9 protein-coding genes and 1 pseudogene are annotated in these 14,723 nt (G+C 44.6%); 7 read left to right on the top strand and 3 right to left on the bottom strand.

Going from position 1 to position 14,723, the window contains the following annotated elements; genetic code table 11:
• Both BACCOPRO_RS15595 and BACCOPRO_RS15590 read left to right on the top strand, forming a co-directional pair.
• A partial coding sequence (locus BACCOPRO_RS15595; protein WP_008145148.1) for an efflux RND transporter permease subunit occupies positions 1 to 2,975 on the top strand: 2,975 nt, incomplete at its 5' end.
• A gap of 5 nt (positions 2,976 to 2,980) precedes the next feature.
• Positions 2,981 to 4,345, top strand: a pseudogene (locus BACCOPRO_RS15590) (efflux transporter outer membrane subunit).
• A 228-nt stretch (positions 4,346 to 4,573) separates the two neighbouring features.
• Here BACCOPRO_RS15590 and BACCOPRO_RS15585 read toward each other — a convergent pair.
• Both BACCOPRO_RS15585 and BACCOPRO_RS15580 read right to left on the bottom strand, forming a co-directional pair.
• Entirely contained in the window at positions 4,574 to 5,437 is an 864-nt protein-coding gene (locus tag BACCOPRO_RS15585) for a hypothetical protein (RefSeq protein WP_008145142.1), read from the bottom strand.
• 183 nt (positions 5,438 to 5,620) lie between these two features.
• Positions 5,621 to 6,457, bottom strand: coding sequence for a CvfB family protein (locus BACCOPRO_RS15580; protein WP_008145139.1), 837 nt, complete (start codon positions 6,455 to 6,457; stop codon positions 5,621 to 5,623).
• A gap of 185 nt (positions 6,458 to 6,642) precedes the next feature.
• Here BACCOPRO_RS15580 and BACCOPRO_RS15575 point away from each other — a divergent pair, with 185 nt between their 5' ends.
• From BACCOPRO_RS15575 to BACCOPRO_RS15565, 3 genes are all read left to right on the top strand, one after another.
• Entirely contained in the window at positions 6,643 to 7,509 is an 867-nt protein-coding gene (locus BACCOPRO_RS15575; protein ID WP_008145137.1) for an endonuclease/exonuclease/phosphatase family protein, read from the top strand.
• A 283-nt stretch (positions 7,510 to 7,792) separates the two neighbouring features.
• Positions 7,793 to 8,023 carry an NVEALA domain-containing protein gene (locus BACCOPRO_RS15570; RefSeq protein ID WP_008145134.1) on the top strand — a complete coding sequence of 77 codons (231 nt, stop codon included), beginning with the start codon at positions 7,793 to 7,795 and terminating at the stop codon, positions 8,021 to 8,023.
• A gap of 73 nt (positions 8,024 to 8,096) precedes the next feature.
• A complete protein-coding gene (locus tag BACCOPRO_RS15565; protein WP_008145132.1) occupies positions 8,097 to 9,098 on the top strand; it encodes a BF3164 family lipoprotein in 1,002 nt (333 codons plus the stop codon).
• Between the two features lie 133 nt (positions 9,099 to 9,231).
• Here the strand turns inward: BACCOPRO_RS15565 and BACCOPRO_RS15560 are convergent, their stop codons facing one another.
• Complete coding sequence (locus BACCOPRO_RS15560) at positions 9,232 to 10,158, bottom strand: helix-turn-helix domain-containing protein (protein WP_008145130.1); 927 nt, start codon at positions 10,156 to 10,158, stop codon at positions 9,232 to 9,234.
• A gap of 262 nt (positions 10,159 to 10,420) precedes the next feature.
• Between BACCOPRO_RS15560 and BACCOPRO_RS15555 the strand changes: the two genes are divergently transcribed.
• Positions 10,421 to 11,545 carry an efflux RND transporter periplasmic adaptor subunit gene (locus BACCOPRO_RS15555; protein ID WP_008145128.1) on the top strand — a complete coding sequence of 375 codons (1,125 nt, stop codon included), beginning with the start codon at positions 10,421 to 10,423 and terminating at the stop codon, positions 11,543 to 11,545.
• 22 nt (positions 11,546 to 11,567) lie between these two features.
• On the top strand, positions 11,568 to 14,702 hold the full coding sequence (locus BACCOPRO_RS15550; protein WP_008145127.1) for an efflux RND transporter permease subunit: 3,135 nt from the start codon (positions 11,568 to 11,570) through the stop codon (positions 14,700 to 14,702).
• The last annotated feature ends 21 nt before the right edge of the window (positions 14,703 to 14,723 follow it).

Raw genomic sequence — 14,723 nt, 5'->3', positions numbered from 1 at the left:
TTGAAAACATGATTTACATTACCTCTACGGCTACCAATGCCGGAACAGCCGAGATCCTGGTTTACTTCAAACAAGGCACCGATCCTGATATGGCTGCGGTCAACGTACAAAACCGGGTTTCGGAAGCACAAGGGCTTTTGCCTTCTGAAGTAACAGCCATCGGTGTCAGCACCATGAAGCGCCAGAACAGTTATCTTCAGATCAACAGCCTCATCAGTCCGGACAAGCGCTACGACGAAACTTTTCTGGCCAATTATCTGGATATAAACGTGATTCCGCAAATCAAACGTATCCAGGGTGTCGGTGATGTCCAGCTGATGGGAGATACATACAGTATGCGTATCTGGATGAAGCCGGAGAAAATGGCTCAATACGGACTAACCCCATCGGATGTAACAGCCGTACTGAACGAACAAAATATAGAAGCCCCCACAGGCTCTCTGGCTGAAAGTTCAGATAATGTATTCCAGTATACCATGAAATACAAAGGCCGTCTGAAAAGTACAGAAGAATTTGAGAATATAGTCTTACGCTCTCAAAAAGACGGTTCCGTACTTCGGATCAAAGATATTGCTGAGGTGGAACTGGGAAGAGAATCATACAGTTTTCACGGGGAAGCCGACGGAGTTCCCGGAGTTACCTTTATGACATTTCAGGTAGCCGGAGCCAATGCAACGGCAGTCAACGAAGAAATATCCCAGTTATTGGATGAAATTTCAAAAGACCTTCCTGAAGGTACGGAATTCATTCAGATGATGAGTGTCAATGACTTTCTTTTTGCCTCCATTGACAATGTAATTGAGACTCTGGTTATTGCCATTATCCTGGTTGTTCTGGTTGTCTATTTCTTCCTCCATGACTTCAAGAGTACTCTCATTCCGACCATATCCATACTTGTTTCACTGATCGGAACCTTCGCATTCCTCTCCATCGCCGGGTTCAGTATCAACATTCTGACATTGTTTGCCCTCGTACTAGCCATCGGTACAGTGGTGGACGACACGATCATCGTAGTAGAAGCAGTGCAGGCTAAATTCGATGTAGGCTACCGTTCTCCCTATCTGGCCACCAAAGATGCCATGAATGATGTGACCATGGCCGTTATTTCGTGTACCTGTGTCTTCATGGCGGTATTTATCCCGGTTACTTTTATGGGAGGTACTTCCGGTGTATTCTACACTCAGTTCGGTGTGACAATGGCCGTAGCGGTAGGACTTTCGTGTATCAATGCCCTCACGCTCTGCCCCGCCCTCTGCGCCATGATGATGAAACCTTCGGATACAGAAAAAAATGTCCGGAGCTTCAACGGCAGAATACGTGCTGCCTACAATGCCTCTTTCAACGTTTTGATGAGCAAGTACAAAAAGGGACTGATGTTCTTCTTCCACCATCGCTGGATGGTATGGACCTCACTGGGACTGGCATCCATTCTGTTGGTTTATCTGATGGGTACCACCAAAACCGGACTCGTTCCGCAGGAAGACCAGGGAACCATGATGATCAATATCAGTACCTCACCGGGAAACTCTCTGGCCGAGACCAATAAAGTAATGGACAAAGTGCAGGATATTCTGAGAGCCACTCCGGAAATAGAACACTATTCCCGTATTACCGGTTATGGTTTGATTTCCGGACAGGGAACTTCCTACGGATCCGTTATCGTCCGCCTGTATCATTGGGATAAGCGAAAAGGTAAGGAACATACGGTAGATGCCGTCATGAAACGCCTGAACGCACAGTTCAGCAACATCAAGGAAGCGCAGGTGTTCTGCTTCCAGCCTGCCATGATTCCGGGCTACGGAACAGGTAACTCTGTGGAACTTTATATGGAAGACAAGACAGGCGGCGAAATGGAACCTTTCTACAACTCCGTCATGCAGTTCATAGGTGCGCTCAATGAACGTCCGGAAGTAGCCATGGCTTACAGCTCATACGCCATGAACTTCCCGCAAGTAGCCGTAGACGTAGATGCAGCCAAATGCAAGCGGGCAGGCCTCAGTCCCAACGATGTACTCGATGCATTGGGAGCGTACTGCGGAGGATCATACGTATCCAATTACAACAAATTCGGAAAAGTATACCGCGTTATGATCCAGGCATCTCCTGAATCACGTCTGGATCAGCATGCCCTGGACAATATGTTTGTACGCAACGGAGATGAAATGGCTCCTGTCAGCCAGTTTGTTACTTTACGCAATATACAGGGGGCAGAAATTGCCAAGCGATTCAATCTGTACAATACGATCAACGTCAACGTAAACGCGACAGAAGGATACTCCTCCGGTGAGGTTCAGCAAGCGATCAGGGAAGTAGCAGCACAGACCTTGCCTTCGGGCTACGGTTATGAATACGGAGGTATGGCCCGTGAAGAAGCCGGAAACAGTGGAGCACAGACCGTCTTCATCTATACCATCTGTGTCGTGCTTATCTACCTGATTCTTTCCTGTCTGTACGAAAGTTTTCTGGTTCCCCTTGCGGTCATTCTTTCCGTTCCGTTCGGACTGATGGGAAGTTTCCTGTTTGCCCGTATCGCCGGACTGGAAAACAACTTCTATTTGCAGACCGGAGCCATCATGCTGATCGGATTGCTGGCGAAAACAGCTATCCTGATCACAGAATATGCCATCGAACGGCGCCGTGCCGGAATGGGTATCATCTCTTCTGCTTACTCTTCCGCACAAGCCCGCTTCCGCCCCATCATCATGACTGTGCTCTGTATGATATTCGGTATGCTTCCGCTGATGTTCTCAAGCGGTGCCGGAGCCAATGGCAACAGTTCTCTGGCAACCGGTGTCGCAGGAGGTATGCTTATCGGAACATTGGCCCTGCTCTTCGTCGTTCCTGTATTCTTCATTGTATTTGAATACTTGCAGGAAAAGCTGCGCGGTCCCATGCAAAAGGAACCCGACCAACAGATTGTCTACGAAAAAGAACAGACTCTGATAGAAAAAAGTGCTTTTAATACAGAAAAATAAAGTATATGAAAACTCAAAATATAATTGCATTCAGCGCAACGCTTCTCCTGAGCAGTTGCGGAATCTATAGCAGCTATCAGCCTCAGACCTCCGTACCGGAAAACCTGTACGGAGAAGAGGTCGCCGTTTCCGATACAAACAGTATCGGAAACATCAACTGGCGCAACTTCTTTACCGATCCCTGTTTGCAGGAACTGATTGAAAAGGGTCTGCAGCAGAACACAGACGTACAGACAGCCAAGCTGCGCGTCGAAGAAGCAAAAGCTTCTTTACTTTCAGCCAAACTGGCCTTTCTCCCGTCTTTTGCCCTTTCGCCCCAGGGAAGTCTGAACACGGCAGAAAGTCAGGTTTCACGAACTTACACACTTCCGGTTACAGCCAGTTGGGAAATCGACATCTTCGGGAAACTGCGTAACTCCAAAAGACAGGCCAAAGCAGCTTACGCACAAAGCGAAGATTACAAACAAGCCGTATATTCCAGTTTGGTAGCGAACATAGCCAACACCTATTATACCCTGCTGATGCTCGACGAGCAACTTGAAATCTCACGGACAACAGCTGAGACATGGAAAGAAACCGTCGAATCAACTCAGGCACTGATGGAAGCAGGACAGGCTGATGAAGCGGCCGTCTCCCAGATGAAAGCAACTTACTTTGAAGTGAAAAATTCCGTAATCGATCTGGAAGAACAGATCAATCAGGTAGAAAACAGCCTGTCACTCCTGCTGGCCGAAACCCCTCACCGGATCCAAAGAGGGAAACTTTCGGAACAAAACTTTCCGTAGCAACTCGCAGTAGGAATCCCTCTGCAGATGTTGTCAAACCGTCCGGATGTACGCGTTGCCGAAAGAGAACTGGAACAGGCTTTTTATGTTACCAATCAGGCCAATTCAGCTTTCTATCCGTCAATAACGTTAAGTGGAAACGCCGGATGGACCAATTCCATCGGCGGACTGATTACCAATCCGGGGAAATTCGTTACTTCCGCCCTCGCCTCACTCACCGAACCCTTATTCAACCGGGGAACACTCATTGCCCGACGAAAGATTGCCAAAGCACAACAGGAAGAGGCCTTGCTGGCTTTCAGACAAAAACTGCTGGATGCCGGCTCGGAAGTGAACGACGCTCTGGTGTCCTATCAGACCAGCAAAAAGAAAAAAGAAAATTACGAACAGCAGGTCGCTTCCCTGGAAACTGCCTTCAACAGCACATCATTGCTGATGGAACACGGCAATACCACTTATCTGGAAGTGCTGACGGCACGTCAGACCTTGCTAAGCGCCCAACTGTCGCAAACCGCCAACCAATTTAAAGAGATACAAAGTATGATTAATCTCTATCAGGCCTTAGGCGGAGGAAAGAAACTGTAGTTCTGTTGTTTTTTTGACAAAAGCTTCTTAACCGGTCACATTCTAAGCTCATTCTTACTTATCATTCACGCTTCATATTCATTATACTGAGAGCCTGCCGGTTAAGGGCTTTTGTTTTTCTACCATAAAATCCACACATTTCAGCTATTTCACCAGCTCTTTCCTGATAAAAGATTTCTGTCTTCCACGACGCCGTTTCTATCAATCAGCCCCGGATTCAGAGCATCATTACAACCGGCGGGCTCCTTCGTTCTTCCGTCTGTTTTCGTTCGATTCTTTCCGATAAGAATGCCCCTGTTCTTTCCGTCCCGGACGATATTCCGGACGTTTGTCTGATTCGTGACGCCCCGGACGGGTAACCGGCTTTTCAGGACGAGGCGATGGAGAAGGCTTGACAGAAGGCTTCATTACGGGACGTCCCGGACGGCCTGGACGAACGGGAAGAGGTTTGGGAGGTGCAGGACGATGAATAACATCCGGACGGGGAACCTTTTGGGGATGCGGATGCAGTCCCGGACGGAAATCATGTTTGCGGAAATCATCCCGGCAACGATAAAAGCCGGTATATACAGGATGATGATAGCGACCCGTAAAATGACGGCGATAATAGCTGGCTCCTCCAAAATGACAACGGGCATGAGCACCCCGATAAGTTAAATAATGAACCGGACGGGAAAAATAAAAATAATCATAATCCGTATATACCTTATATATTCTAAGGTAGCATACGTTATTCAAGGCGGAAACGGGACGGAAAAAATATTCAATTCCCATAAAACGCACATACTCCGGACTGGAAAGGATCCAGCGTAAATCATCGTTCCGCTCATCCAGAAAACGGTAATACGCATCAAGTGCAGCAGCATCCGCCCGGGCCATTCCGGAAAGATAGGGAGTAACATTGCTGAGGAAATCAAAATTAACCTCAAACAAATCATTATACTGATTCTGATTCAGATGCAACTCAAAGGCCATACGATCAGTCAGGAAACGGGCATTTACCCGGATATCTCCCAAGCCGGAGGCCGAAACAGGAAGCAGCATACAGGAAAAGACTGCCAGCAACCAAAACTTTTTCAAATACTGTTTCATACGCTTTTTCTTTTTTGATTACATTGCAAATTTAGCAAGGGAAAAAACTTCTTACAACAGATAATCCCCATGTTTGGATAGGAAGTCTCCTATTTTCATGGGGCATTTCCCTATTGGCACATAACAGCTTGTCCCGCCTACCGGCATTTCATCAGTAACAGGATTCCTCCGTTCGCCCCTTTATCAGGCCAGACGGATTCCTGTATCTTCCAAAACAATCAGACGTTTCTTATACAAATCTCCGACAGCTTTCTTGAATGTCTTCTTGCTGACACCGAAAGTCTCATAAATCACGCCGGCATCAGTTTTGTCATTCAAACTGATATGTCCGCCTTTTCCCTTGATATATTGAAGCAATGTTTCAGAGAAGTCATCCACTTTTTTGGCTCCGTAAGGCTGTAACTCAAGGTCGATCTTGCCGTCTTCACGCACCTGCTTGATATACGCTTTCAGCTTCATTCCCAGCTTGACCGGCTGGAAAATCTCATTCTGATAAAGCATACCGCTGAAACGATTGTCAACAATGACTTTAAATCCAAGATCTGTCTTTTGCCAGACCAGTACATCAACCTCCTCACCCCGGCGATACACGGGCTTTTCATCCGACAAATAACGTTCCACCTTGGCAGATGCCACAATGCGGAAACTTTCTTCATCCAAATGTACATGCACGATGTACCGGTTTCCCTTCAGCATCTTCATCTTCTGCTCACGGAAAGGAACAAACAAATCTTTCATCAGTCCCCAGTTCAGAAAGGCTCCGAACTGATTGACCCAGGCAACTTCCAGAGAGGCAAACTCACCCACCTGCACATAAGGATGCAATGTCGTTGCTACCAGACGTTCTTCCATATCCAGATAAATAAAAACGTTCAGAACATCTCCCGGTTTGCATCCGGCAGGAACATAACGTTTGGGGAGAAGAATTTCTCCGTCTTCATCTCCATTCAAGTAAACTCCGAAATCGACTTCCTTAACAACTTCCAGTTGATTATATCTTCCTAACGCTATATGACTCATAATCCTTTTATTTGGGGATAAAGGTACGGATTTATCTTCATATAAACGTGATTTCAGTATACGAATCTTGCTTTTCTGCTCTTTTCTTTATCCATCTCTGCCCCAACAAAGAAATACCGCACAAGAATATCTGAAATAAACTCTATCTTTGCAGAAGAAACCTGATTCTATAAAAACAAAAGAAAATGAAAAAACTATTGATCATCTGCCTGGCCGGAATATCCGGAATACTGACTACCGCATGCCAGGAAAAGAAAACAGAAAAAATTACCGTAAACTGGGCAACCTTCAACATTCGCTATGACAACCCGGCTGACAGCCTGAACAACTGGAAATACAGAAAAGACACCGTCGCAGCTTTTATCAAAGCGAACCAGCTGGACATTGTAGGCATGCAAGAGGTTTTACACAACCAGCTGGAAGATCTCAAACAGCGTTTACCCGAATATGCAGAAGTGGGAGTTGGACGTGAGGACGGAAAAACACAGGGAGAATATGCTCCGCTATTCTATCGGAAAGACCGGTTTGAAGCATTGGACAGCAATACGTTCTGGCTTTCACAATATCCCGACAGCGTAGGTTTCATCGGATGGGACGGTGCATGTACCCGCATTGCAACCTGGGCCAAACTGAAAGACCGGAAAACCGGAAAGATCTTCATGGCAGTCAACACCCACTTTGATCACATCGGAGTAGAAGCACGCAAAAACAGCGCTTTGCTGATCATTCAGAAGATCAAGGAAATCGTAGGCGACCAACCTGCCGTATTAACAGGCGATTTCAATGTTTCTGACCAATGGGATGCCTACACGACGATCACAACTAATTCTTTCGTTCTGAAAGATGCCTATAAAATCGCAGATAAACAAGAGGGAGTTAACTATACTTTCCATGATTTCGGACGCGAACCGATCGACAAACGCGAAAAAATAGACTTCATTTTCGTAACACCTCAGATAAAAGTAAAAGATACATCCATACCTCAGGAATCTCAAGGTGAAACCGGCTTCCTGTCCGACCACAACCCTCAATTGGCCACACTGGAATTCTAAATTTATTTCCACGAACCAAAATCTTTTTTCATCCGTCTTCCGCTTCCCTGCAATCATCCATTCAGGAAACGGAAGACGGCTTTTTCAACTTATATAAAACTTTTCAAACACTTTTTTTGCTAATTAGAAAAAAAAAATAACTTGCAGCAAGTTATCAATAAAGTAGGTCTGTATAAAAAGGAGGTGTCTGCAAAAACAATAAAAAAGACTAATAAGACAAAGTATTCCACTGAAAGGATATATGTGGAAAATATAAAGTTATCTAATACCTAAAAAAAACAATATGAAAATAAACAAATTAATAGTAGCAGCTATCATCACACTTATAGTTACTACAACAAGTTATGGAATTTATACTTACAATAAGCATAATTCTATGTCTGATTTAATGTTGGCTAACATTGAAGCTTTAGCTGACGATGAAGTTTCAATAACAGGCTGTCAACCTAACGGAGGTACATGTGTTATCTCAATAGGTGGAACCCATATCATAAAAGATGATCAACATCCATAATAAACAAAGAAGTGTGTTAAGAGAGCGAATATTATTAACTCTTTTAACACACTCTTATATATAAATTTCTATTATGAAAAGACTTTTTTATTTGTTAATCCTAACAATCAGCCTTCTGGGATGCCACCAAAAATCCTTATTTCCAGAAAAAAGAGCTCTGACAGGCAAAAGTTTGAATCTACGAGACAGCTTAAATCAGACAACAAGAATATTCGCCTGGAATAACAAACTATATGTCAAAGACTTTGACGGCACACATTTCATTCTGGTATATGATCTGCTCCAGAAAAAGTTCAGCCGTTGGATCACTAAAGGAGAAGCTCCTCATGAAGCCCTGTCCGTACAATCATTAGGCATTCATAATAATCAATTGTATATTTTTGATACAGGTAATCAAAACATAAAAATGTACAACGCCGATAACGGAGATTTTATATCTGGAAACGGCAGAATCAAACCATACGCAACTTTATTTGCCCGTCCTATAAATGATTCGCTATCAGTAGGATGCCCTTATTCGGACAGCATACGAGTCATCATGTTTGATAATACCGGAAAAACTTTGATAAAAAATTATGAATATCCTTTTGAATCATCGTTCTCCGCTTCCTATGCACACATGTTCGCTATGATGAACGATATAGTTGTACATCCAGCCGAACACAAATTTGCCATGGCCACTCAATATGCTTCCGCACTGCAAATATTCGAATGGAATGAAAAAGATATCCGTCTGCTTATAGAAAAAGATATGGAAGCTCCGGAATATGATATGAAGGATAATTCATTTCAGGTAAACAATCGTACTAAATGGGGATATCTCTCATCCTCAGGTGATGAACAGTTTATTTATTTACTTTATTCAGGAGCTGTACAAAGTCAGGTAAAAAATCCTTGCATAGGAAATCACATTCACGTTTTCGACTGGGACGGCAATGCTATTGCAGAGCTGGAAGTTCCGGAAATGTTAAGTGCTATCTCTGTCTGTAATCAAAAACTTTATGGTATTCAGTCTGACGATTCTTTTGGATATGAAATTATGGAATATGATTTAAAGACACTTAACTTAAAATGATTGCCAGCATTAGCAAGTCCCAACAATCCATTTTCAAATTTACCAAGAATCAGCTGTCTTCCGCTTCCCTGCAATCATCCATTCAGGAAACGGAAGACGGCTGATTTTTATATCCTATCCGGAGTATAAAAACTCATTTGATCTCTCCCTGAAAAATCTGACGCCGGTAAAGAGCCGGCGAAATACCATAGCACCGCTTAAAGAATTTTCCGAAAGCAGACTGGTCACTGAAAAAAAGCTGGTCTGACACACTTTGTATACTATAATCCGGATTACGCAAAGCCAGCTTGGTTTCTTCAAGCAGAAGTTCATCAATAATCATACGGGCCGTTTTCCCATATAAACGCTTCGTGACCGCCGTAAGTGTATTGGCCGAAATCCCCAACTGCTCACAGTACCACTTTACTTCATGATGTTCCAGACAATGTACATGAGCCAAATGAAGAAAATGACCACCCGAATCTCCCCACTTATAAAGCTCCGCAGGCTGAAGCACAGAGCGGCATTGACGGAATACCACATTCCATAATTCACATAAAAAAGCACACATCAGACTTTGGACAAGCTCTCTCCGAAACACATCGATCCGTTCCGTCATTGATGAAAACAAAGCAGAAACCAGTGATTCCATTCTGACAGCATCTTCGGAAGAAAATAAAATAAAAGGACTTTGTGCAAAAGCCATCATCCGCTCAGATATACGGGTCCTGAGCTTGGACGTTACTTCATGGAAAAATCCAGTCTCTGCGGCCATCAAATAGACTTCCACCTCTCCTTTCAGTTCAATATTTTCCCAACGGTTAGGAAGCACGAAATCAATATAAGCCGGAGCAAGCAAGCCTATCCGATTACCATTCAATGTAAGATGCAGCTCCCCACGCATAATAAACAATGCAGCATGATCATGGCGTCCGTCCGGTAATCCATAATTCAGCAAGCCTCCGTCACCTTCCAGCCTGACCATCACCAGCTCATTTCCACAATTCACCATGTCTCCCCTGCATTCATCAGTCTCCTTGTCCCGAATCCAGTCAGATACAAAATCCTTTAAGTTTCTCATACTCCCTTATTTATTCATCCTTTCAGGTTATACCCGATAAAAATCCCATGCACCAGATTCTTTAAGAATCATTCTCTAAAGATGACGTAAAAGTAAAGGTAAGAACTTATAAACCGAAGTTTTTTTTCACTTATTAAAAATTATAAAGCAAAAAAGTCGTAAAGCGTGAATTCAAACCAATCGCTGGTGAAATCGAACCAAAAGAAGAACTTGCATAGCCGATAACTTTGCGTCATAAAACTTTAAACGAATTAAGTTAAAAATGAAAAGATTGTTTTTACAAGCAAGTGCATGGATCCTTTGTATCCTGCTTGCAACTGCCTGCAAGAATGCCCCTCAAAACATGAATGGAGGAAGCTACAAAACGATGGAAGTAACACGAGGCACACGCACACTGAACCAAAATTATACCGCGGTCATCAACGGACGGCAAAGTGTGGAAATACGCCCTCAAGTAAGTGGAACCATTACGCAAATCTGTATTGACGAAGGTGCCAAAGTGAAAAAAGGCCAGACTCTGGTAATTATTGACCAGGTACCTTATGAAGCAGCCTTGCAAACAGCCGTTGCAAATGTCAAGAATGCAGAGGCCGCAGTTGCAACGGCCCGGCTCATGGCAGAAAGCAAAGAAGAATTATTCAAAGAACATGTTGTTTCTGATTTTGATCTGCAAACGGCACGAAACAGTCTCTTTCAGGCTGAAGCAACTCTGGCACAAGCCAAAGCCGACGAAATTAATGCCAGAAACAATCTGTCATATACAGAGGTTAAAAGTCCTGTCGATGGTGTATCCGGCATGCTGCCTTACCGAGTCGGAGCTCTTGTCGATGCTTCGATCTCTACTCCGCTGACTACGGTTTCCGACGACGAAGAAATGTATGTGTACTTTTCGATGACAGAAAGCCAGATTCTTTCCCTGATACGTGCAAACAAGACACTGGAAGAAGCGCTCAAGCAAATGCCGGAAGTTGGACTTCAGTTAAGTGACGGTCTGACATATAATCACAAAGGTAAAATTGATGCCATCAGCGGAACCATTGATGCTAATACCGGAGCCGTAAGTCTGCGAGCAACGTTCCCCAATCCGGAACACATGCTTCGGAATGGAGGAAGCGGTACCATCATTTTTCCTTATGTAAAAGAAAATGCACTGATTGTTCCACAGGAAGCTACTTACGAAATACAAGATAAGATTTTTGTCTATAAGGTTGTAGACGGAAAAGCCACTTCAGCCCAGGTAGAAGTGTTCCCGGTCAACAACGGAAAGGAATATATCATTGAAAAAGGCCTGAAAGAAGGTGATATCATTATCGCAGAAGGTGCCGGACTGATACAGGAAGGAACAGTCATCACTCCGTCTGATTCCAATGACCAACCGGCTCAATAATCATTGAAAAGGAGGATTTATCATGAAACTCAGAACATTTATCGACCGTCCCATTCTGGCATGCGTCATTTCAGTCCTGATTTTGATGCTGGGACTTATCAGTCTCTTCAATTTGCCAATGGAACAATATCCTGACATTGCACCGCCTACCGTAATGGTTTCTACCAGTTATACGGGTGCCAATGCAGAAACCGTACAAAAAAGTGTTATCGTTCCTCTGGAAGAAGCCATCAACGGTGTGGAAAACATGACTTACATGACTTCTACATCCACCAACAACGGCTCTGGAAGCATCACTGTTTATTTTAAACAGGGAACAGATCCCGACATGGCTACCATCAATACCAAAAACCGTGTTTCCGAAGCTGAAGGACTGTTACCTGCCGAAGTAACCAAAGTTGGTGTCACCGTTGAAAAACGACAGAACAGTACCCTAAAAATATTGACTCTATATAGTCCCGACAACAGTTATGACCAGACTTTCATCAACAACTATTTCAAGATCAATATCGAACCTCGCCTGTCCCGTATTACAGGTGTAGGAAATGTCAATGTGATGGGTGGAGATTATGCCATGCGTATCTGGCTGAATCCACAGGTTATGGCACAATATTCACTGGTACCCGATGATGTCATCAGTGCGTTGGGTGACCAGAACGTAGAAGCTGCAACCGGAACATTAGGAGAAGACTCGGAGAATACTTACCAGTATACTTTAAAATACCGCGGCCGTTACGAGACATCTGAAGAGTTCGGCAACATCGTTATCAAATCACTTGCCAACGGAGAAGTCCTCAGACTAAAAGATATCGCCAAGGTTGAGCTCGGAGCTCAAAGCTATGCTTACAACAGCGAAATCAACGGACATCCGGGAGCAACGTGTATGATTTCACAAACAGCCGGTTCAAATGCCAACGAAATCATTCAGGAAATTGATAAACTGACAGAGGAAATTTCCAAGGAACTGCCCAAAGGCCTGGTTCTGTCCGACCTGATGAGTACAAAAGACTTCCTGGATGCCTCTATCCATGAAGTTGTAAAAACTTTGATCGAAGCCATTCTGCTGGTTATCCTGGTTGTTTACGTTTTCCTTCAAAGCGTACGGTCAACCATCATTCCGGCAGTATCCATTATTGTTTCACTGATCGGAACATTTGCTTTCCTTTATCTGGCCGGATTCAGCCTCAACCTGCTGACACTCTTCGCACTGGTTCTGGTTATCGGTACGGTAGTCGATGATGCAATCGTCGTAGTCGAGGCCGTACAGGCGAAATTCGATGAAGGCGAACGCTCGCCTTACAAGGCAACCACAGGCGCCATGGACGGAATTGCTGCCGCCATCGTTACCACTTCTCTGGTATTCATGGCCGTATTTATTCCATCTTCTTTCATGGGAGGAACCAGCGGTACATTCTACATGCAGTTCGGTCTGACCATGGCTGTTGCAGTAGGTATATCAGCCATCAATGCCCTGACATTAAGTCCGGCCTTGTGTGCGCTTATCATGACGCCTCACATTGACACGACCACGGGACAGAAATTAAGTTTCTCTACCCGTTTTCACCATGCTTTCGAAGCATCGTTCAACCGGCTTATCCTGCGTTACAAAAATGGAGTAAAATGGTTTTTCCGTCGCAAATGGGTTGTCGGAACGGCTTTGGTAGCCAGCATGGCCTTACTGGCGGTATTGATGAAGACAACCAAGACCGGTCTGGTTCCTGATGAAGATATGGGATGTATCTTCATGAACGTCACGACTCCTCCCGGAAGCAGTCTTTCACAGACCATCAAGGCGATGTCTGAAGTAGAAAACAGCATCAAGGATATTCCACAAATCATGAGCTACTCCAACGTGAGTGGTTACAGTATGATGGGAGGACAGGCTCCTTCCGGCGGTATGCTGATTATCCGTTTAAAGCCCTGGGAGGAACGTCCGGAGAAAAAAGACGAAATTAATGCTGTCATTGCTGAAATCTACAAACGTACGGCTAATATCAAATCGGCAAAGCTCTTTGTCTTTGCCCAGCCGACCATCATGGGTTATGGTATGGGAAGCGGTTTTGAACTTTATGTACAGGACCGTGCCGGAGGTGACATCAATACACTTCAGAAATACACAACCGATTTCATCGCTGCCCTGAACCAGCGTCCTGAAATTCAGATGGCGTATACTTCATTTGACACCAAATTCCCTCAATACACCGTCGAAGTGGATGCTGCCCGATGTCAGCGCGCAGGGATTACAACGACTGATGTTCTCAGTGTCTTATCCGGTTTTATCGGAGGTAACTATTCGTCAAACTTGAACCGTTTCTCCAAGCTTTACAGAGTCATGGTACAGGCAGATAAAGTCTATCGCCTTGACAAGGATGCCCTGAACAACATGTTTGTACGAACCTCATCCGGAGAAATGGCTCCCATCGGGCAGTTTGTTACACTGACCAAGGTATACGGAACCGAAACACTGACCCGGTTCAATTTGTACAACTCCATTCAGGTTAATGGTCTTCCTGCCGACGGATACAGTACCGGAGAAGCCATTGCTGCCATTGAAGAAGTAGCCAAACAGACACTCCCCGTTGGATACGGATATGAGTTTGGAGGTATTACACGTGAAGAAGCCGGAAGCGGAAGCAATACGATCATTATCTTTGCTATCTGTATCATCTTTGTCTTCCTTATTCTTTGCGCACTCTACGAAAGCATTTTCGTACCGCTAGCTGTCATGCTCAGCGTACCTTTCGGATTGATGGGAAGTTTCCTCTTTGCCAAGATGTGGGGACTGGAAAACAATATTTACATGCAGACCGGTCTGATCATGCTGATCGGATTGCTGGCTAAAACAGCCATTTTGCTGACCGAATACGCATCAGCCCGTCGCCGTCAGGGCATGACCATCGCTCAGGCCGCTGTCTCGGCAGCCGGTGTCCGCCTGCGTCCGATTCTGATGACGGCTCTTACCATGATCATCGGATTGCTTCCGCTGGTATTTGCTTCCGGTGCAGGAGCAAACGGAAACATCTCACTCGGAGTAGGAACAGTTGGCGGTATGATTGTGGGTACACTTGCTTTGCTTTTCGTTGTTCCGACCTTGTTTATCGTGTTCCAGACTTTACAGGAAAAACTAATGCCGACACGCAAAAGAGACGAGGATTAATCAGAAAACAATTTCAAATTA

The organism is Phocaeicola coprophilus DSM 18228 = JCM 13818 (genome assembly GCF_000157915.1).
Classification (GTDB): Bacteria; Bacteroidota; Bacteroidia; order Bacteroidales; family Bacteroidaceae; genus Phocaeicola; species Phocaeicola coprophilus.
Note: the sequence above shows the minus strand (reverse complement) of the source record. Positions and strands in the feature narration are given on the sequence as shown.